Here is a 17,545-nt window from a genome sequence, read left to right on the forward strand (position 1 = left end):
TCGTAGTAAAGCCCCAAAAAAAGCTTACATATGATAAATCCTCTTGATCTTTATGCCAAAATAGAATCACTCATTGGTTTTGATGCACAGTATGAAAAACTGTATCAGGTTTACTTGCAGCTTCTTGATTCATTGCATGTCAAAACTATTTTAGATGTGGGATGTGGCAATGGTAAATTTCTAAAGCATTTAGAAGGTAAACAGTTTAGTGCATGTGGCATCGACAGAAGTGCTACTATGGTGGAGCGCGCATGTGCTTTAGGTGTTGATGCAAGTACTAAAGAGCTTGATGCTTTTAGTGAAGCTTCCTTTGAGTGCGTTGTAGCGATTGCCGATGTGCTGAATTATATTCCTGTAACAGAGTTAGACTCTTTTTTTGAGGCAGTGGCAAGAGTATTGCCAAAGAATGGCTATTTTGTATGCGACATCAATACGCTGTATGGTTTTGAAGGTGTAGCAGAAGGGGTTATGTGTCAAGACAAAGAGAGTCAATTTTTATGCGTTGAGGCAACATTTGAAAATAAAGAACTGTTAACAAAAATTGTTTTATTTGAAAAAGAGGGTGATTTTTACCGTAAAGAAGAGGGATTGATTACGCAGTATTTTCATCCGCTATCTTTTTTTAAAAAAATGAAAATGTTTAAACTCTGTTCTACCAAGCCCATCACACTTTTTGGGGACGAGCCTGATAAAACAATCTTAGTTTTTCAAAAACGTTAACTCATTTTTTGCAAGAATGTACTCAATGTTGAATTTTGCTGATCAAGCTTATTTTCTGCATTGAGCTTATCCATCAGTTGTTTACGAAAATCACTCAACATCTGATCTAATGTTGCGAGTGCTTCGGTTCTTGCATTACCTGTTAATGGCGGTTGTGCTGATTCGCCAAGCCCTAGCTTATCCATCAGTTCTGCTTTTTTCTCTTCAATCATTTTTTCAATTTTTTCATTGTTGTAATCTTGGAAAAATGTTAATGCGCCTTTTGTTCCTAAGGTATTTTTGAACTCTTCTACCATTGTATCTGATTCACTGGTTTCAGTCGCAGCAGGCTTGTTTGGATTTGTATTGCTGATAGAAGCGAGTTGTTTATGAAATTCCTCTGCAAAAGAAGATATTAAATCTGAAGCGTTCTCTTTTTTAGTGATATTAAGCGTATTGCTAAACAATTGTCCGATCTTATTTTCAGTATCTTTGATAGTCATCAAAAACTCCTTATAGCATTATGATTTCTAACAAGCAAAAAAGGTTCCGATTGTTACAATTAGAGAAAGAGAAAGGAGTACTATGTTGATCGTTGAAGAGGCAAAAAGTTCAGATATTGAAGACTTAGTTGATTTATTGATATTGCTCTTTTCTCAAGAAACAGAGTTTGTGCCAGAACGTGATCTTCAAAGAGCTGGTCTTAGAAGCATTATAGAAGATGCTTCTATTGGAACGATCTTTGTACTCAAAGAGAAAGGTGTAATTATTGGTATGGTAAGCCTTCTATGGAGTGTTAGCACTGCACTTGGTGGTAAAGTGGCTTTTTTAGAAGATATGATTGTACGACCGGAGTATCGAGGGCAAAAAAAGGGAACTGTATTGATTGAGTACGCCATAGCATATGCAAAAAAACATGCGTGTAAACGTATTACGCTTTTAACTGACAACGATAACTTTGCAGCGCATCATTTTTATAAACACTTTGGGTTTAGAAATTCATCAATGCAACCGATGCGTTTGATTTTAAACAACACATCATGTGAAAGTTGATTTTTGCAAAAAGAGTGTGAAAATAGTACTATTATAGAAATAGGATAAAGAAGGATTTTTTTTTGAGACGTTTTTTTATTTTTTTAAGTATCATGTTGACCCTGCTCAATGCCACACCGAACGACCCTTACCTTTTATATCAGGAAGTTGTACAAAAGATCAAAGATGAATCTATTCATCCTTTTGATGAAAAGCGTCTTATGGAGAATTGTTTAGATGGAATGGTGAATAGTGTTGATAAAAATGGACGTTATTTGAATGAAGAAGAGTATGAAACACTTTACCTTAGTTCTAAGCCAGTTGCAGGCATTGGGCTCTTCATTGCACAAAAGCGCAATCGCATTCTTGTAAAGTCTGTTGTTGAGCATTCTCCTGCACATAAGGCAAATCTTCAAAAAGGCGATGAAATCATTCAGGTCGATGGCATTTTAGTCCGCGATCTTGACTTTGATGAGGTTGTCTCTGCATTAAGAGGCTCGCCCAATACCAAAATAAAATTGATTGTACAAAAAGCCAATACTTCGAAGCCTATTGAACTTTCGTTAACACGTAAAGTCGTCAATATTGATCTGATCAGCTCCTTGATGTTTGAAAATAACATTGCCTATATCAAGATAAGTTCTTTTGCACAAGATACGCTTCCTACAATTTTAGAAGCAATAAAATATCTTTATGAGGCGCAACATCATAAAATTAATGGAATGATTTTAGACCTGCGTGATAATCCAGGAGGAATTTTTAGCAGTGGTATCGCTGTGACGTCTCTTTTCTTGGAAAAAGAAAAACTCATTATAAGTGTTAGAAGCCGTCATAAAGAGGACAAAAAACAGTATAAAAACACGCCTCAAGATTATGAAGGAAGTGAGTATGTAGATAAAATAGAAGCACTCTCATTTTTAAAGAGTGTTCCTTTAGTGATCTTGGTGAATGCCGATTCTGCAGGAAGTTCCGAAATTGTCTCTTCCGTACTACAAGAGTACAATCGTGCTACGGTTATAGGTGTTCCAACATTTGGAAAAGACACCTTTGCAACACTCTTCCCACTCAGTGCAAATACTTCAGCCGTCAAGTTTGCAACAGCACGTTGGTATACGCCAAAAGGTAAAAGTGTGTGGCCAAGTGGTGTGATTCCTAATATTGAAGTAAATCAAGAAAATGAAGAGGAAGATCTCCCTCTTCAAGAAGCATTAAAAGTATTGCAGAAAAAATAGTTACTTTGTGATAAACATATAAAAAGGTTTCTCATCAAGTTGCATATCAATCCAAACGCCGTTTGAACCGAGCGTGTCACTTAGTGCTACTTGTAAAGAAAGATACGTTTTTGGCAATTCGAAAAGAACTTTTAATTTTTTGTTTGAAAAGGTAACTTTAGCTCCGCCAGTAATGATATTGCAAAACTCAGCAACACCATCTACAATGGCTGCTGTATCATCTGCTTCAAGGCTTTCTCCGAGCATCGCTTCCAGTGCTACAAGCGCTAGTTCACGAGGGAAAATAAGAAAGAAAATACCACTGATATCTCCTTTAAATTTCATAGCAGCGATAATGACTTGTGAAGGAATTTTCTCATTAAACGGTCGTATTTCGTGTTTAATCTTTTGCGCTTCTAGTCCTGTAATCGTTACGAGTGAATTTACTGCCGTATCGATAAAAACAGGAAGATTGAGTACCAGTTGCTTTGAAAGCCCCAAGCTTTGGGTTGTTGAAGATTTGCTCTTGTTTTGATTAATGGCTGTATGTGTAATCGTCATATCATACTTTTTAGCAGAAGCTTTTATTTTGAAATCTTCTGCATTTTGAGCATGAACGATAGAATATCCTAGTTTAACAAGCTCTGTAGCAATTTTATCGGCGTTTTCTCTGTCTTCATCGTAAATGAGTACAGCAAGTTCTTTTTTGAGCGCACTTGGGTTAAAAAAGAGAAGAGCCGTGTTAATGTTTTGGAAGAGTTTAACCGATGTATCAGAACTAAGTTTTTTGAGATACGAAAATGTGTCTCTTTTGTAGTCTCCAATGGCTATAGGTATATCGATTGAATGACTGAGTTTATCAAGTTGAGCTACTAAGTTCTCTAAATTAGGATTTTCCTGTTTTACTAGAGGAGAATAGGGTGCATCTTTGAGTGAGACGAGAATACCTTTAATGCCTTTTTCTTTCAGAGTGACTTTTTGTCCTAGAATAGTATTGCATAAGACAGTATTACGGCTTTCAAGGATAGTTTCGTTATAATTGAAAATAAGAATAGAGTGTTGGATGATGCTTGTCATGACCTTGTTTCAACCGTTTATATTAATTAGGATTATGAGTAAGGATGATACCATAGAAAGCTTTTAATTTTATTGAATTGATCTGACGGTATAATACAGATTAAGAAAACTATGAGGTACAAAAAGCCGATGAAATCTCGTTTTGCTGATATTGATAACGCTATAAAAGTCTATATTACTAACGAAATTTCTATGGAAAAAAATAAAGAACTCGAAGAGTTAGTTTTCTTCTCAAGCTACACTATTAAATTTGATGTTTTTAAAAAAGCCACTCAAAAACTCAAAAAAATATTACGTCAAAAACTTCCATATGAATGGCATGTATGGAATGAAGATGCTACACATATCATTGAAAAATACCAACTCGATGTAGCATATGGAAGCGAGCGTTATACCTACCTTTTGCAATCCCTTCTTAAAGCACAAATTAAAATTAATGAAGCTGTTATGGGACATTTTATTGGTCTATGTAAAAGAGCACACTCATTTGAATATATCGAAAGTCGAGCAGAGCAAATTTACAGACTACTTTTTGATGATGCCGAAAAAGAGACTATGGCTAAAACTTCATCACTACTTTAGGGATTTGGCGTGACGCTTATGATATAATTTTGTAACAAAAAAGTGATACAATAGAACTCATTTTGAAAAAGGAAACAGATATGGATAAAAAGACAAAAATCCTAGCAACCGTTGGACCAGCAAGTGATAGCGTAGAAGTATTAGAAGGATTAATTAGAGCTGGTGTTAACGTATTTAGACTTAACTTTAGTCACGGAACTCATGAGTATCATGCAAGCACATTAGCAAAAATTAGAGAAGCAGAAAAAAATGTACAAAAAAAAGTAGGTGTTCTACAAGATATTTGTGGCCCTAAAATTCGTGTTGGCAAATTAGAAGATGACTTTTATTTAGAAGCTGGCGATAAGCTTTACTTTACAAAAGAGCAAATTGTTGGTAAAAAACTTGAAGAGGGCAAGTACGAACTCTGCATTAACCAACCTCAAATTTTAGATATGCTCAAAGAAGGTGAATACATTTACCTTTATGATGGCAATATCCGAGCGAAAGTAATTGAAACTGGGAAAAAAATTGTCACTGAAGTTGAAAACAGTGGTAAGCTCTCATCCAATAAGGGTGTGAATTTCCCTAATACCGTGATTAATATTGAAGTCATCACTCCAAAAGATGAAGCAGACCTTTTATGGGGTGCGCAACACGGTGTTGATTTTGTTGCCGTATCTTTTGTTCAAAATGCTAAAGATATTTTACATGTTCGAAAAATTCTTAAAGAGCACAAGTCTCGTGCCCATATTTTTGCAAAAATTGAAAAATTTGATGCTGTTGAGAGAATTGATGAAATCTTAGAAGTGAGTGATGGTATTATGGTTGCTCGTGGAGATCTAGGTATTGAAGTACCTTACTACAAAGTTCCAAGTATCCAAAAGAAAATTATTGCAAAAGCAAATGCTGCTTCTAAACCTGTTATAACAGCAACGCAGATGCTTCTTTCTATGGCTGAAAAAGAGATGGCAACCAGAGCAGAAATTAGTGACGTAGCTAATGCTGTTCTTGATGGAACCGATGCCGTTATGCTCTCTGAAGAGAGTGCTATTGGTAAAAATCCAATCCATGTTGTTGAGGTTATGTCCAATACAATTAAAGAGACAGAATCGATTTATCCTTATGGTAAATTTGAGGTTTATCCTTTCTTAGACGAAACCGATATTATCTCTTCTTCAACAGCACGTTTAGCGGATCGTTTAGGTGTTGAAGCGATGATTTCATTGACCAGTTCAGGTAAATCAGCACGTAAATTAGCACGTTATCGTATTAAAGCAGATATTTATGCCGTAACACATGATGAACGCACAGCTCGTTCTTTAACCATCGCTTGGGGTATCAAACCGATTATGAATATTGAAGCAAGTAACCTCAATATGATGCTCGGAAAAACCCTTCAAAGAGGTATTGAACGTGGTGTAATCGACAAAGAAAAAACATATATCGTTACAGCGGGTTATCCAGCGGGTGTTGAAGGTAGCACAAACTTTATTCGTATTTTGAAAAAAGCGCAGATTGAATACTACACTGACATGGTGTTGTAATTTTACAGAGAAACAAATTGAGCCTTTGTGAGTGTTTCAGGAAGGCTCAATCCTTTTACTTTAATCTTACCTTAAAGAAGCTTTAGGTAAAATCCATACCTCAAAATAAATCTCTCCCAGAAGGACATACGGATGTATGCAATTATTAAAAATGGCGGGAAGCAATACAAAGTTCAAGAAGGCGACTATTTAAACATCGACAAACTTGACGCTCAGCCAAAAGAGAAAATCGTAGTGACGGAAGTTTTAGCTGTAAATAACGGCGAACTTAAAGTGGGCGCTCCATTCGTCAATGGTGCTACAGTAGAACTAGAAGTTGTTACTGAAGGCAAAGACAAAAAAGTTATTACTTTCAAAAAACGTAGACGTAAAGACTCAAAAGTCAAACGTGGTTTTAGAAGACAATATACTAGAGTAAAAGTTGTAAGCATTAAAGCTTAACCCACAAACGTTACATAAGAAAAGATTAGGAGTAACCAATGGCTCACAAGAAAGGTCAGGGAAGTACCCAGAATAATAGAGACTCAGCTGGACGTAGACTGGGTGTTAAAAAATTTGGTGGCGAATTTGTACGTGCAGGCAATATTATTATTCGCCAACGTGGAACAAAAGTACATGTAGGAAATAACGTAGGTATGGGTGTTGATCACACTATCTATGCATTAGTTGATGGTTTTGTACAATTTCAACGTAAAGATAAAACACGAAACAAAGTTTCTGTTATCCCCGCAAGCTTGTAATTTAAAGGTGGAGTTCGCTCCACCCTCTTTTTTCTCCCCAAAATATTAAAATACCTCTAATGATTATACGCTTTCATGTAATGATTAAAGGTATTATTCTACACAATTAAAAGGTTTTTACGATGTTTATAGACAATGTATCACTCACACTAAGTTCTGGTAAAGGCGGCCCTGGTTGTGTCTCTTTCAGAAGAGAAAAGCATGTTATCCAAGGTGGTCCTGATGGCGGAGATGGAGGTCGTGGCGGAAATGTCTATTTTCAAATTGATAGAAATACACATACCCTTTCACACTTTCGTAACAATCAGCACTTAAAAGCTCGCAATGGCGAACAGGGTATGGGAAAAAAGATGTACGGTAAATCAGGCGAGCATTTGATCGTAACTGTTCCTCCTGGAACACAAGTTTTAGATGCAGAAACAGGTGAAGTACTTTTAGACCTTATTGACGATACAGATAAAAAGCTTTTCTTAGAGGGTGGAATAGGCGGACTTGGAAATACACACTTTAAAAGCTCAACAAACCAAAGACCTGAATTTGCACAACCTGGCAGACCGGGTACAACCAAAGCAGTTAAACTTGAACTCAAACTTATTGCGGATGTTGGACTAGTAGGTTTCCCTAATGTTGGAAAATCAACGCTTATTTCGGTTGTTTCAAATGCTCAACCTGAGATTGCGAATTATGAATTTACGACACTAACACCAAAACTGGGTGTGGTTGTTACGGATGATTTTCGCTCTTATGTTATGGCGGACATTCCTGGAATTATTGAGGGTGCGAGTGAAGGTAAAGGACTTGGTATTGAGTTCTTACGCCATATTGAGCGTACAAAATTCTTACTTTTCATGGTCGATCTTGCAAATTACCGTGATCTTAAAGAACAGTACTATACGCTTAAACAAGAGCTACGAAAGTTTTCAGAAAAATTAGCGCTTCGTGATTATGCGATTGCACTGACACGTTGTGATACATTAAGCCCTGAAGAAACCAATGAAAAAGTAGATCAATTTTTAAAATTACTTGGCCTTGAAGCAAATAAGTTGGCTGATAAGTATAAAGTAAGAGAAGATTTGCATACGTATTGCCAAGATGTCCATGAAAGAGAAAGAGCTTTGCCATTCTTCGTGATGCCGATTTCTTCTGTTTCTAAGATCAATATTGATCCTATTAAATATGCCCTATCAGATGTTATAACAAAGGTTCGTGATGAAAAGAGTAGTTGTTAAGGTTGGCACGCATGTCCTTAGCGAGCAAAACCGTTTATGTAAAGAGCGCATTCTTAATTTAGTTGAATTTTTAGTCGCGCTTATGGAAAAACATGAGGTCATTTTGGTCTCTTCAGGTGCTGTTGCTGCTGGTTATTCTATTTTAAAACTCGATAAAAAATTACTGCATAATCGCCAAGCGATTGCTGCAGTAGGACAACCGCAACTGATGGCAACCTACAATAAAAAATTGGAAAAATTTGGTAAAAGTGGTGCACAACTTCTCTTAACAGCAGATGATTTTGACTCACGAAAACGCTGTTATCATGCAAAATGTACAATAGATACATTGCTCGAAAATGGTATTTTGCCTATCATTAACGAAAATGATGCAACAGCAACAGAAGAGCTTGTTTTTGGTGATAACGATCAACTCTCTTCTCGTGTAGCATACTATTTTGGTGCAGATCTTTTAATTTTACTCTCTGACATTGATGGCTATTATGACAAAGACCCTCATAAACACGATGATGCGAAAATGCGAAAAATTGTTCATGAGATTGAGCCTTCTGAATTGGAAGTTGAGAAATCCACTAATTTTGCATTTGCGACAGGTGGCATTGTTACAAAACTCAAAGCAGCAGACTTTTTACTCGAGCGTAAAAAATCAATGTTTATTGCCAGTGGATTTGATCTTAGTGATGTCAAAAGTTTCATGTTAGAGGGCGTTCATAAAGGTGGAACACTCTTTACTTCTAAGGACTAAAATGCGCGTTGTTTTTATGGGAACACCCTCTTATGCGACAACTATTTTGAGAGCATTGTTTAATGACGCAGATATTGAAGTAGTACTTTTGGTGACTCAAGAAGACAAACCAGTAGGGCGAAAACAGGTTTTAACACCTCCGCACATTAAAGCGTGGCTTCTTGAGCAAAATGTGCACATTGAAATTTATCAACCAAAAACCTTACGTGACAAAGAGGCACACGCAAAGATTGCCTCTTTAAAGCCAGATTTTATTGTTGTAGCAGCGTATGGACAAATATTGCCTAAAGCAGTGCTCGATATTGCTCCATGTATTAATCTTCACGCTTCACTGCTTCCAAAATATAGAGGTGCTAGTCCTATTCAATCCACTCTTTTAGCAAATGAAATGTATGCAGGTGTCACTTCGATGCTTATGGAAGAAGGGCTTGATACAGGTGCAATGCTTGGTTTTTCGTACTTAAAAATCGAACCAAAGCATAATGCCTCTCTTTTATTTGATGAATTAGCAGAGTTAGCAGCAAAACTTACCCTCACAACTCTTAAAAATTTTACTTCTCTTCAACCATTGACGCAAGTGGGTGCTAATGCTACGCATTGTAAGAAAATTAAAAAAGATGACGGTTTAGTCACATTTGAACAAAATGCACAAGATATTCTTATCCGTTATAAAGCTCTTTCTCCATGGCCTGGAATTTTTCTAGAATCTGGATTAAAACTGCTTGATATTGAATTTGTTCCTAATAACAATAATGCAACATCTCCGATTGGTGTTATTCAAGAAATAACACATACGGGTTTTATTGTTTCATGTAAACAAAATTCACTTCTTCTAAAAATGCTTCAACCTGTTTCCAAAAATGCAATGAATGCACAAGATTATATTCGTGGTAAAAGGCTTAGCATTGGTGATTCATTGGTTTGATACGCTTCCTTCTACCCATAATTATTTAATAGCGTCCCTTCGTGAAGGTACACTTTTTGCACCATGTGCCATCGGCGCTACGATACAGACACATGGCGTAGGAAGTCGTGGTAACAGTTGGCTTGGAGAAGCAGGAAATCTCTTTTTTTCTTTTTGTGTAGAAGAGAAACAATTACCACAAGATTTGCCTCTTGCATCAGTTTCGATCTATTTTTCTGCTTTGATGAAAGAAGTTTTAGAAGAGCAAGGCTCGAATGTATGGTTAAAGTGGCCTAATGATTTTTACCTTAATGAAAAAAAAATTGGAGGAATGATTACTACAAAAATTGGTTCAACCATTGTAGGCTCCATAGGCCTTAATATCAGCATAGCACCTGAGAATTTTGGGATTTTAGATATCTCTATTGCTCCTTATGCTTTAGCTGAGCAATTAATTGAGAAGGTTGAGGAAAAAATATCGTGGAAGAAAGTTTTTAGTAAATATAAGATAGAATTTGATCAAAATCGAAATTTTTCTTTCCATTTAGATGGCAAATTGGTCTCGTTGCGTGATGCAATATTGTGTGATGATGGCTCTATAGAGCTAGAAAATAAAAAGGTGTACAGTTTACGATGAGTGAGATTATAGCGATAGCAAATCAAAAGGGCGGAGTTGGTAAAACAACGACTGCTATCAATTTGGCTGCCTCCTTAGCAGTTGCTGAAAAGCGCGTTTTATTGATCGATATTGATCCACAAGCCAATGCTACAACTGGTCTTGGTTTTCACAGAAGTGACTATGAGTATAACATTTATCATGTTCTTATTGGAAGAAAGCGTCTTTCTCAAGTTATCCTTGAAACATCTCTTTCAACGTTACATGTAGCACCGTCCAATATTGGTCTTGTTGGCGTTGAAAAAGAATTTTACGACAATAACACCAAAGGGCGTGAGCTCATTTTAAAAACAAAAATTGAAGAGATTAAAGACCAATACGATTATATTATTATTGATTCACCTCCTGCTCTTGGAAGTATTACCATTAATGCTTTAAGCGCAGCAAATTCAGTCATTATTCCTATTCAATGTGAATTTTTTGCATTAGAAGGTTTGGCTCAGCTACTTAATACTGTGAAATTAATTAAGAAAACAATTAATCCAACCTTGGAAATTAAAGGCTTTTTACCAACCATGTATAGCACGCAGAACAATCTCTCTAAACAAGTGTTTGCAGATCTTAAAGAGCATTTTAAAAGCAAATTATTTATTGACAAAGAGAGTGCTTCTTACGTGGTTATTCCTAGAAATATCAAACTTGCAGAATCCCCAAGTTTTGGTAAACCTATTATTTTATACGATGTGGAATCGCCTGGTTCTAAAGCGTACCAAAATCTTGCCAATTCAATTTTAGTGAGCTAATGTGATGAGTGCAAAGAAGGTCTTAGGACGGGGATTAAGTGCAATTATTGAGGATGTAGAGGAAGCGTATAAGCAAGATATCGAACAGGCAAAAGACTTGGTTCGTGAAATTGACATTGAACGTATTACGCCTAACCCGTATCAACCTAGAACACATTTTAATGAAACGGCATTAAAAGAGCTTAGTGAGTCAATTAAGCGTCATGGCTTATTGCAACCTATCATTGTTGTTGCTAAAGATGAAGGATATATGCTTCTTGCTGGTGAGAGGCGTCTTAGAGCAAGTAAACTTGCAGGTTTTAAGAAGATTAAAGCCATTGTTGCAGACATTGAATCAAAAAACTTACGTGAATTAGCACTTATCGAGAATATTCAAAGAGAAGATCTCAATCCTGTTGAACTTGCTATTGCGTACAAAGAACTTATTGAAGAGTATAAAATAACTCAAGATGGTCTTTCTGAAATTATTCACAAAAGTAGAACACAAATTACCAATACAATTCGTCTTTTAAGTTTGAGCGACCAAACGAAAAAATATCTTGCTGAAGGTGTTCTTTCTCAAGGTCATGCCAAAGTACTTGTAGGACTTGATCCAAAAGATGAAGAGACAATTGTAAACACTATTTTAGGCCAAAAACTAAGCGTTCGTGAAACAGAAACATTGGTAAAAAAACTAAAAAGTGCTGATGAAACAATTGGTAAACAAGAAAAGACCAAATCCGCTATTCCTGAAGAACTCCATACGCTCAAAAACAGGCTTAAAGAGCTTGGTTTTGAGGCTACACCAAAAGCAAATACTATAACAATCCATTTTAAAAACGGTGAAGCAATTTATACTTTTTTGGAGCAATTAAAATAATAAAATTAGTTATTTGAGTTAATTTAATAAACTATTTTCCTTTGCTGTGTTACAATTCGCGCAAAATTTTGATACAGCAATCTTGTTTGTGCTAAAAAAATCTTAAAAATTGAGTCTGATCTCGAGCTAAAGGAGCAAGAAATATGTTGGATATTATCCCAGCACTGTTACTGGTGACTGGAACTGTATTTTTAGTTTTGTTAATCCTACTTAACAAAACACTTTATAAACCCCTGTTGGAGTTTATCGACAATAGAAATAACTCTATTAATCGTGATTTAGAAAATGCAGGAAAAAATGCCAGTGATGTTGTAGCCTACTACAAAGAAGTAGAGACAATTTTGTCTGAGGGCAAAATGGAAGCAGCTAAAATTAGAGAAGCTGCGCTGAATGAAGCTAAAGAAAAAGCTGCAAAAAAAGTTGAGCAAAAAAAGAGTGATCTTGAAGCTCAAAGTGTAGCGTTTTTTAAAGCTTTAGAGTCTGAAAAAGATGAGTTCAAAAATGGTCTGTTGGCACAAATGCCTCTTTTCAAAGAGAGTGTTGCTGCTAAACTGAGCCATATCTAAGGAGTGTATGAATGAAAATAAACTATTTTTTAATCTTAGTAGCTCCAATCGCACTTTTTGCTAGTGGTGGTGAAGGTGGCGGGTCAACCGATATCATCCCTAGAACTATCAACTTTTTAATCTTTGCTGCAATTATGTATTACTATGTTGCAGATGCTGCTAAAGAGTGGTATCTTGGACGTAAAAATGAGATTGCAACAAAATTAGATTCTATTCAAGTAAAATTAAAAGAGTCTAATAGTAAAAAAGAGATTGCACTTGCTAAAGTTGAAGAAGCTAAAGCTAATGCAAGAGCTCTTGTTGAAACAGCAAAAAAAGAAGCAGTTCTTTTAAGCGAAAAAGTTGCACAAGAAACAGAAGCTGAGATTGAAAGCTTGGAAAAAGCATTTGAAGATCGCGTTAAAATTGAGCGTCGAAAAATGCAAAGAGTGATCGTTTGTGAAATTTTAGATGAAATGTTTAAAGAGGGTTCTATTTCTCTTGATAATGACGAGATTGTCAAAATTGTTAATAAGAAGGTTGCATAATGAGTGGAGCTATAGCAAAGAAATATGTTAATGCTCTCATGAGTGGATGTAATGATGCAGAGTTAGCAGATGTTTATGGTTTACTAACTCAATTGGTTGAAGCATTTAAGATAGAAAAGTTTAACAACATTATTCTCTCTCCTGATGTTTCTGCAAAAGCTAAAGAAGAATTGGTTTTATCTTTAGTTGAAACTAAAAACACGAAATTTCAAAATTTCATTAAATTATTGAGTAACAATGATCGATTGAAATTAATTCCAGTTGTAGCAAAAGAGTTAAAGTACCAACTCTCTTTGAAAAACAACACCTACGAAGGTAGTGTTTCGACAAACTTTAAAATGAGTCAAGCACAAATTTCTATGTTAGAAGATAATTTTAGTAAAAAATTTAATGCTAAAATCAAATTAAACGCTAATGAAAACAGCTATTCAGGAATTAAAGTAGAGCTAAATGACTTGGGTATTGAAGTGAGTTTCTCTGTTGAGCGTCTTAAAGCTCAAATGACAGAGCATATTTTAAAAGCAATTTAACAATAATAAATAGATAAAAGAAAGTTAAGGAGTAATTTGTGGGAGCAAAAATGAAAGCTGATGAAATCAGTTCAATCATTAAAGAGCGTATTGAAAACTTTGAACTCAATGTAGATATCGAAGAGACAGGAAAAGTTATTTCTGTAGCGGATGGTGTTGCAAACGTTTATGGTTTGAAAAACGTTATGGCTGGTGAAATGGTCGAGTTTGAAAACGGTGAGAGAGGAATGGCACTTAACCTTGAAGAATCAAGTGTTGGTATCGTTGTTCTTGGAAGCTGTAATGAAATTAAAGAAGGCTCTTCTGTTAAAAGATTGGCAAAACTTCTTCGTGTACCAGTTGGCGAGGCACTTGTTGGTCGTGTTGTTAACTCACTAGGTGATCCTATTGATGCAAAAGGACCAATCAATGCAACTGAAACACGTTTCGTTGAAGAAAAAGCACATGGTATTATGGCTCGTAAATCAGTACATGAACCACTTCAAACAGGTATTAAAGCGATTGACGCACTTGTTCCAATTGGTAGAGGTCAAAGAGAGCTTATCATCGGTGATAGACAAACAGGTAAAACAACGATTGCAATCGATACAATCATCAATCAAAAAGGTCAAAATGTTACATGTATCTATGTAGCAATTGGTCAAAAACAATCAACAGTTGCTCAAGTTGTTAAAAAACTTGAAGAGCATGGTGCTATGGAATATACCATCGTTGTTAATGCAGGTGCAAGTGACTCTGCTGCAATGCAATTCTTGGCTCCATATGCGGGTGTATCTATGGGTGAATACTTCAGAGATAATGGTAAACATGCATTAATCGTTTATGATGATCTTTCAAAACATGCGGTTGCTTATCGTGAAATGTCATTGATTTTACGCCGTCCTCCAGGTCGTGAAGCATATCCTGGTGACGTTTTCTATCTACACTCTCGTCTATTAGAAAGAGCTGCAAAAGTTAATGATGAATTAGGAGCGGGTTCTTTAACAGCGCTTCCAATTATTGAAACACAAGCAGGTGACGTTTCTGCGTATATTCCAACAAACGTTATTTCAATTACTGACGGTCAAATTTTCTTAGAATCAGACTTGTTTAACTCAGGTATTCGTCCAGCGATTAACGTTGGTCTTTCAGTTTCACGTGTTGGTGGTGCTGCACAGATTAAAGCAACAAAACAAGTTGCAGGAACAATGAGACTTGACCTTGCACAATACCGTGAACTTCAAGCATTTGCACAGTTTGCAAGTGATCTTGATGAGTCAAGCCGTAAACAACTAGAGCGTGGTCAACGTATGGTTGAGATTTTGAAACAACCTCCGTATGCTCCAATTGCAATTGAAAAACAAGTACTTGTTATCTTCGCAGGTGCTAAAGGTTACTTAGATAGTATTGATGTTAAATCAGTAGGCCGTTTTGAAGCGGAACTTAACTCTTATGTTGAAGCAAAATATGCAGATATTTTTGAACAACTTAAAGCTAAAAAAGCGATTGATAAAGAGCTTGAAGAGCTATTACATAAGGCATTGAGCGAGTTTAAAGCGACGTTTGCAGTCAAGTAAGGATAAGCTATGGCAAACCTTAAAGAGATAAAAAGAAAAATTAAGAGTGTTCAGAATACTCAAAAAACAACACGTGCTATGAAGCTCGTTTCAACTGCAAAGTTGAAGCGAGCGGAAATGGCCGCTAAACAGTCTCGTGTGTATGCCGTTAAAATTAACGAAGTACTCTCTGAAATTGCTTACAAAATCAATCAGTACAAAAATGGTGCTGTTGAAAGTCGTTTTTTTGATAAAAATGAAACTCCAAGTACAGTGGACGTTATTTTTGTGACAGCTGATAAAGGTCTATGTGGTGGTTTTAATATTCAAACGATTAAAGCCGTTCGTAATCTTTTAGCAGAGTATGGATCACAAAAAGTAACAGTAAGACTTCGTGCTGTGGGAAGAAAAGGTATTGCGTTTTTTAATTTTCAAGGTGTAGAGCTTTTAACCTCTTATGCAGGGGTAAGCTCATCTCCAAGTTATGAAAAAGCACAAGAAATTATCAAGAGTGCAATCGATGATTTTGTTGAAGGTAAAACAGACAAAGTTATTTTAGTACATAATGGTTATAAAAATATGATTTCTCAAGAATTGAAAATCGTGGATGTTGTCCCTGTACAATCTCCTATCGAATCACGCGAGACAAGCTCTCTCATGGAGTTAGAGCCTGATGAGAGTGGTGAAGAGATTTTAGATTCTTTATTGCAAAAATATTTTGAATACAACATGTATTATGCACTGATTGATTCATTAGCGGCTGAACACAGTGCGCGTATGCAAGCAATGGACAATGCAACGAATAATGCGAAAGAACGTGTTGGTGTTTTAACACTGGCATATAATAAAGCTAGACAAGAGTCTATTACTACTGAACTCATTGAGATTATCAGTGGTGTAGAGTCTATGAAATAAACTGTTTGTAAAAAATAAAAGGAGAATATTCAATGAATGGATTAATTAGCCAGGTTATGGGTCCAGTTGTTGACGTCGATTTTAATGGCTACCTTCCAAAAATCAATGAAGCGATTGAAGTAAATTATGAAGTTGAAGGCAAGAAACAAAAGTTAATTCTTGAAGTAGCAGCACATTTAGGCGACAACCGTGTAAGAACAATTGCGATGGATATGAGTGAAGGTTTAACAAGAGGTATTGAAGTTAAAGCTTTAGGAAATCCTATTCAAGTTCCAGTAGGTGAAGAAGTTCTAGGACGTATTTTTAACGTTGTTGGTGATGTTATTGACCAAGGACCAGATGTTGTAAGTAAAGCGAAATGGTCTATTCATAGAGAACCACCAAAATTTGAAGAACAAAGTACAAAATCTGAGATTTTTGAAACAGGTATCAAAGTTGTTGACTTACTTGCTCCTTATGCAAAAGGTGGTAAAGTTGGACTCTTCGGTGGTGCTGGTGTCGGTAAAACCGTTATTATTATGGAATTAATCCACAACGTTGCATTTAAACACAGTGGTTACTCTGTATTCGCAGGTGTTGGTGAAAGAACTCGTGAAGGAAATGACCTTTATCATGAGATGAAAGAATCAAACGTTTTAGACAAAGTTGCTCTATGCTACGGTCAAATGAGTGAACCACCAGGAGCACGTAACCGTATCGCTCTTACAGGTCTTACTATGGCTGAATATTTCCGTGATGAGATGGGACTAGACGTATTGATGTTTATCGATAACATTTTCCGTTTCTCTCAATCAGGTGCAGAGATGTCAGCGCTTCTTGGACGTATTCCTTCAGCGGTAGGTTACCAACCAACGCTTGCAAGTGAGATGGGTAAATTCCAAGAGAGAATTACATCAACTAAAAAAGGTTCAATTACTTCTGTTCAAGCAGTTTACGTACCAGCGGACGACTTAACTGACCCAGCTCCTGCAACTGTATTTGCGCACTTAGATGCAACAACAGTACTTAACCGTGCAATTGCTGAGAAAGGTATCTATCCTGCGGTTGATCCACTTGATTCAAGTTCACGTATGTTAAACCCAGAAATTCTAGGTGCAGAGCATTACAATGTATCTCGTGGTGTACAAGCGGTACTTCAAAAATATAAAGATCTTCAAGATATTATTGCAATTCTTGGTATGGATGAACTTAGCGAAGAAGATAAGGTGACTGTTGATCGTGCTCGTAAAATTGAACGTTTCTTATCACAACCATTCTTCGTTGCAGAAGTATTTACAGGTAGCCCTGGTAAATACGTTACACTTGAGGAGTCAATTGCAGGCTTTAAAGGTATTCTTGAAGGTAAATATGATGATTTACCAGAAGCTGCTTTCTATATGGTTGGAAGTATCGAAGAAGTTCTTGAGAAAGCTGCAAAACTAAAAAGCTAAGAAGCGATAAGGTTAAAAA

General features: G+C 36.2%; 21 protein-coding genes. 19 read left to right on the top strand and 2 right to left on the bottom strand.

Annotated features, from left to right (window positions below; genetic code table 11):
* Window positions 1-30 precede the first annotated feature (30 nt).
* Complete coding sequence (locus UCH001_RS02900) at window positions 31-720, top strand: class I SAM-dependent methyltransferase (RefSeq protein ID WP_067174085.1); 690 nt, start codon at window positions 31-33, stop codon at window positions 718-720.
* Here the strand turns inward: UCH001_RS02900 and UCH001_RS02905 are convergent.
* A complete protein-coding gene (locus UCH001_RS02905) occupies window positions 717-1,202 on the bottom strand; it encodes a hypothetical protein (RefSeq protein ID WP_067174093.1) in 486 nt (161 codons plus the stop codon). The two genes, UCH001_RS02900 and UCH001_RS02905, sit on opposite strands and share 4 nt — an antisense overlap.
* A gap of 82 nt (window positions 1,203-1,284) precedes the next feature.
* On the opposite strand from UCH001_RS02905, the gene UCH001_RS02910 reads away from it, so the two are divergent.
* Both UCH001_RS02910 and UCH001_RS02915 read left to right on the top strand, forming a co-directional pair.
* Window positions 1,285-1,752 carry a GNAT family N-acetyltransferase gene (locus UCH001_RS02910; RefSeq protein WP_067174094.1) on the top strand — a complete coding sequence of 156 codons (468 nt, stop codon included), beginning with the start codon at window positions 1,285-1,287 and terminating at the stop codon, window positions 1,750-1,752.
* A gap of 62 nt (window positions 1,753-1,814) precedes the next feature.
* Entirely contained in the window at window positions 1,815-2,963 is a 1,149-nt protein-coding gene (locus UCH001_RS02915; RefSeq protein ID WP_067174096.1) for a S41 family peptidase, read from the top strand.
* Here the strand turns inward: UCH001_RS02915 and UCH001_RS02920 are convergent, their stop codons facing one another.
* Window positions 2,964-4,019, bottom strand: coding sequence for a chemotaxis protein CheX (locus tag UCH001_RS02920; RefSeq protein ID WP_067174098.1), 1,056 nt, complete (start codon window positions 4,017-4,019; stop codon window positions 2,964-2,966). It abuts the gene before it with no gap.
* A 129-nt stretch (window positions 4,020-4,148) separates the two neighbouring features.
* On the opposite strand from UCH001_RS02920, the gene UCH001_RS02925 reads away from it, so the two are divergent.
* The 16 genes from UCH001_RS02925 (at window position 4,149) to atpD (ending at window position 17,526) form a co-directional block, all read left to right on the top strand.
* Window positions 4,149-4,601, top strand: coding sequence for a hypothetical protein (locus UCH001_RS02925; protein ID WP_145973099.1), 453 nt, complete (start codon window positions 4,149-4,151; stop codon window positions 4,599-4,601).
* An 80-nt stretch (window positions 4,602-4,681) separates the two neighbouring features.
* The gene (gene pyk / locus UCH001_RS02930) at window positions 4,682-6,127 is read left to right on the top strand and encodes a pyruvate kinase (RefSeq protein ID WP_067174102.1); all 1,446 of its coding nucleotides are present in this window, start codon (window positions 4,682-4,684) and stop codon (window positions 6,125-6,127) included.
* 132 nt (window positions 6,128-6,259) lie between these two features.
* Window positions 6,260-6,568 carry a 50S ribosomal protein L21 gene (gene rplU / locus UCH001_RS02935; protein WP_067174103.1) on the top strand — a complete coding sequence of 103 codons (309 nt, stop codon included), beginning with the start codon at window positions 6,260-6,262 and terminating at the stop codon, window positions 6,566-6,568.
* 38 nt (window positions 6,569-6,606) lie between these two features.
* The gene (gene rpmA, locus UCH001_RS02940) at window positions 6,607-6,867 is read left to right on the top strand and encodes a 50S ribosomal protein L27 (RefSeq protein WP_067174106.1); all 261 of its coding nucleotides are present in this window, start codon (window positions 6,607-6,609) and stop codon (window positions 6,865-6,867) included.
* Window positions 6,868-6,989: 122 nt separating this feature from the next.
* Window positions 6,990-8,096: a GTPase ObgE gene (gene obgE / locus UCH001_RS02945; protein WP_067174108.1), complete on the top strand. Its 1,107-nt coding sequence runs from the start codon at window positions 6,990-6,992 to the stop codon at window positions 8,094-8,096.
* Window positions 8,077-8,841, top strand: coding sequence for a glutamate 5-kinase (gene proB / locus UCH001_RS02950; RefSeq protein WP_067174109.1), 765 nt, complete (start codon window positions 8,077-8,079; stop codon window positions 8,839-8,841). The genes obgE and proB overlap by 20 nt, the downstream gene beginning before the upstream one ends.
* 1 nt (window position 8,842) lies before the next feature.
* On the top strand, window positions 8,843-9,766 hold the full coding sequence (gene fmt / locus UCH001_RS02955; protein WP_067174111.1) for a methionyl-tRNA formyltransferase: 924 nt from the start codon (window positions 8,843-8,845) through the stop codon (window positions 9,764-9,766).
* A complete protein-coding gene (locus UCH001_RS02960; RefSeq protein ID WP_231963953.1) occupies window positions 9,729-10,382 on the top strand; it encodes a biotin--[acetyl-CoA-carboxylase] ligase in 654 nt (217 codons plus the stop codon). The genes fmt and UCH001_RS02960 overlap by 38 nt, the downstream gene beginning before the upstream one ends.
* Complete coding sequence (locus tag UCH001_RS02965; RefSeq protein ID WP_067174115.1) at window positions 10,379-11,164, top strand: ParA family protein; 786 nt, start codon at window positions 10,379-10,381, stop codon at window positions 11,162-11,164. The genes UCH001_RS02960 and UCH001_RS02965 overlap by 4 nt, the downstream gene beginning before the upstream one ends.
* Before the next feature lie 4 nt (window positions 11,165-11,168).
* On the top strand, window positions 11,169-12,023 hold the full coding sequence (locus tag UCH001_RS02970) for a ParB/RepB/Spo0J family partition protein (RefSeq protein WP_067178448.1): 855 nt from the start codon (window positions 11,169-11,171) through the stop codon (window positions 12,021-12,023).
* Window positions 12,024-12,166: 143 nt separating this feature from the next.
* Entirely contained in the window at window positions 12,167-12,589 is a 423-nt protein-coding gene (locus tag UCH001_RS02975; RefSeq protein ID WP_067174117.1) for a FoF1 ATP synthase subunit B', read from the top strand.
* Between the two features lie 11 nt (window positions 12,590-12,600).
* A complete protein-coding gene (locus UCH001_RS02980) occupies window positions 12,601-13,116 on the top strand; it encodes a F0F1 ATP synthase subunit B (RefSeq protein ID WP_067174119.1) in 516 nt (171 codons plus the stop codon).
* On the top strand, window positions 13,116-13,646 hold the full coding sequence (locus UCH001_RS02985; protein WP_067174121.1) for a F0F1 ATP synthase subunit delta: 531 nt from the start codon (window positions 13,116-13,118) through the stop codon (window positions 13,644-13,646). Before UCH001_RS02980 ends, UCH001_RS02985 begins: the two co-directional genes overlap by 1 nt.
* Before the next feature lie 50 nt (window positions 13,647-13,696).
* Window positions 13,697-15,202 (top strand): F0F1 ATP synthase subunit alpha, encoded by a 1,506-nt coding sequence (gene atpA / locus UCH001_RS02990; protein ID WP_067178449.1) that lies wholly within the window; start codon window positions 13,697-13,699, stop codon window positions 15,200-15,202.
* A 9-nt stretch (window positions 15,203-15,211) separates the two neighbouring features.
* Window positions 15,212-16,096, top strand: coding sequence for an ATP synthase F1 subunit gamma (atpG, locus tag UCH001_RS02995; protein WP_067174123.1), 885 nt, complete (start codon window positions 15,212-15,214; stop codon window positions 16,094-16,096).
* Between the two features lie 32 nt (window positions 16,097-16,128).
* A complete protein-coding gene (gene atpD / locus UCH001_RS03000; RefSeq protein ID WP_067174125.1) occupies window positions 16,129-17,526 on the top strand; it encodes a F0F1 ATP synthase subunit beta in 1,398 nt (465 codons plus the stop codon).
* Window positions 17,527-17,545 lie beyond the last annotated feature (19 nt).

It is taken from the genome of Sulfurospirillum sp. UCH001, from assembly GCF_001548035.1.
Lineage (GTDB): Bacteria > Campylobacterota > Campylobacteria > Campylobacterales > Sulfurospirillaceae > Sulfurospirillum.

What these genes read in the sequence shown, in the direction of transcription:
- UCH001_RS02900 (WP_067174085.1), top strand. Translation starts at nt 31, where the DNA reads ATGATAAATCCTCTTGATCTTTATGCCAAAATAGAATCACTCATTGGT.
- UCH001_RS02905 (WP_067174093.1), bottom strand. Translation starts at nt 1,202, where the DNA reads ATGACTATCAAAGATACTGAAAATAAGATCGGACAATTGTTTAGCAAT.
- UCH001_RS02910 (WP_067174094.1), top strand. Translation starts at nt 1,285, where the DNA reads ATGTTGATCGTTGAAGAGGCAAAAAGTTCAGATATTGAAGACTTAGTT.
- UCH001_RS02920 (WP_067174098.1), bottom strand. Translation starts at nt 4,019, where the DNA reads ATGACAAGCATCATCCAACACTCTATTCTTATTTTCAATTATAACGAA.
- UCH001_RS02925 (WP_145973099.1), top strand. Translation starts at nt 4,149, where the DNA reads ATGAAATCTCGTTTTGCTGATATTGATAACGCTATAAAAGTCTATATT.
- pyk (WP_067174102.1), top strand. Translation starts at nt 4,682, where the DNA reads ATGGATAAAAAGACAAAAATCCTAGCAACCGTTGGACCAGCAAGTGAT.
- rplU (WP_067174103.1), top strand. Translation starts at nt 6,260, where the DNA reads ATGTATGCAATTATTAAAAATGGCGGGAAGCAATACAAAGTTCAAGAA.
- rpmA (WP_067174106.1), top strand. Translation starts at nt 6,607, where the DNA reads ATGGCTCACAAGAAAGGTCAGGGAAGTACCCAGAATAATAGAGACTCA.
- obgE (WP_067174108.1), top strand. Translation starts at nt 6,990, where the DNA reads ATGTTTATAGACAATGTATCACTCACACTAAGTTCTGGTAAAGGCGGC.
- proB (WP_067174109.1), top strand. Translation starts at nt 8,077, where the DNA reads ATGAAAAGAGTAGTTGTTAAGGTTGGCACGCATGTCCTTAGCGAGCAA.
- fmt (WP_067174111.1), top strand. Translation starts at nt 8,843, where the DNA reads ATGCGCGTTGTTTTTATGGGAACACCCTCTTATGCGACAACTATTTTG.
- UCH001_RS02965 (WP_067174115.1), top strand. Translation starts at nt 10,379, where the DNA reads ATGAGTGAGATTATAGCGATAGCAAATCAAAAGGGCGGAGTTGGTAAA.
- UCH001_RS02970 (WP_067178448.1), top strand. Translation starts at nt 11,169, where the DNA reads ATGAGTGCAAAGAAGGTCTTAGGACGGGGATTAAGTGCAATTATTGAG.
- UCH001_RS02975 (WP_067174117.1), top strand. Translation starts at nt 12,167, where the DNA reads ATGTTGGATATTATCCCAGCACTGTTACTGGTGACTGGAACTGTATTT.
- UCH001_RS02980 (WP_067174119.1), top strand. Translation starts at nt 12,601, where the DNA reads ATGAAAATAAACTATTTTTTAATCTTAGTAGCTCCAATCGCACTTTTT.
- UCH001_RS02985 (WP_067174121.1), top strand. Translation starts at nt 13,116, where the DNA reads ATGAGTGGAGCTATAGCAAAGAAATATGTTAATGCTCTCATGAGTGGA.
- atpA (WP_067178449.1), top strand. Translation starts at nt 13,697, where the DNA reads ATGAAAGCTGATGAAATCAGTTCAATCATTAAAGAGCGTATTGAAAAC.
- atpG (WP_067174123.1), top strand. Translation starts at nt 15,212, where the DNA reads ATGGCAAACCTTAAAGAGATAAAAAGAAAAATTAAGAGTGTTCAGAAT.
- atpD (WP_067174125.1), top strand. Translation starts at nt 16,129, where the DNA reads ATGAATGGATTAATTAGCCAGGTTATGGGTCCAGTTGTTGACGTCGAT.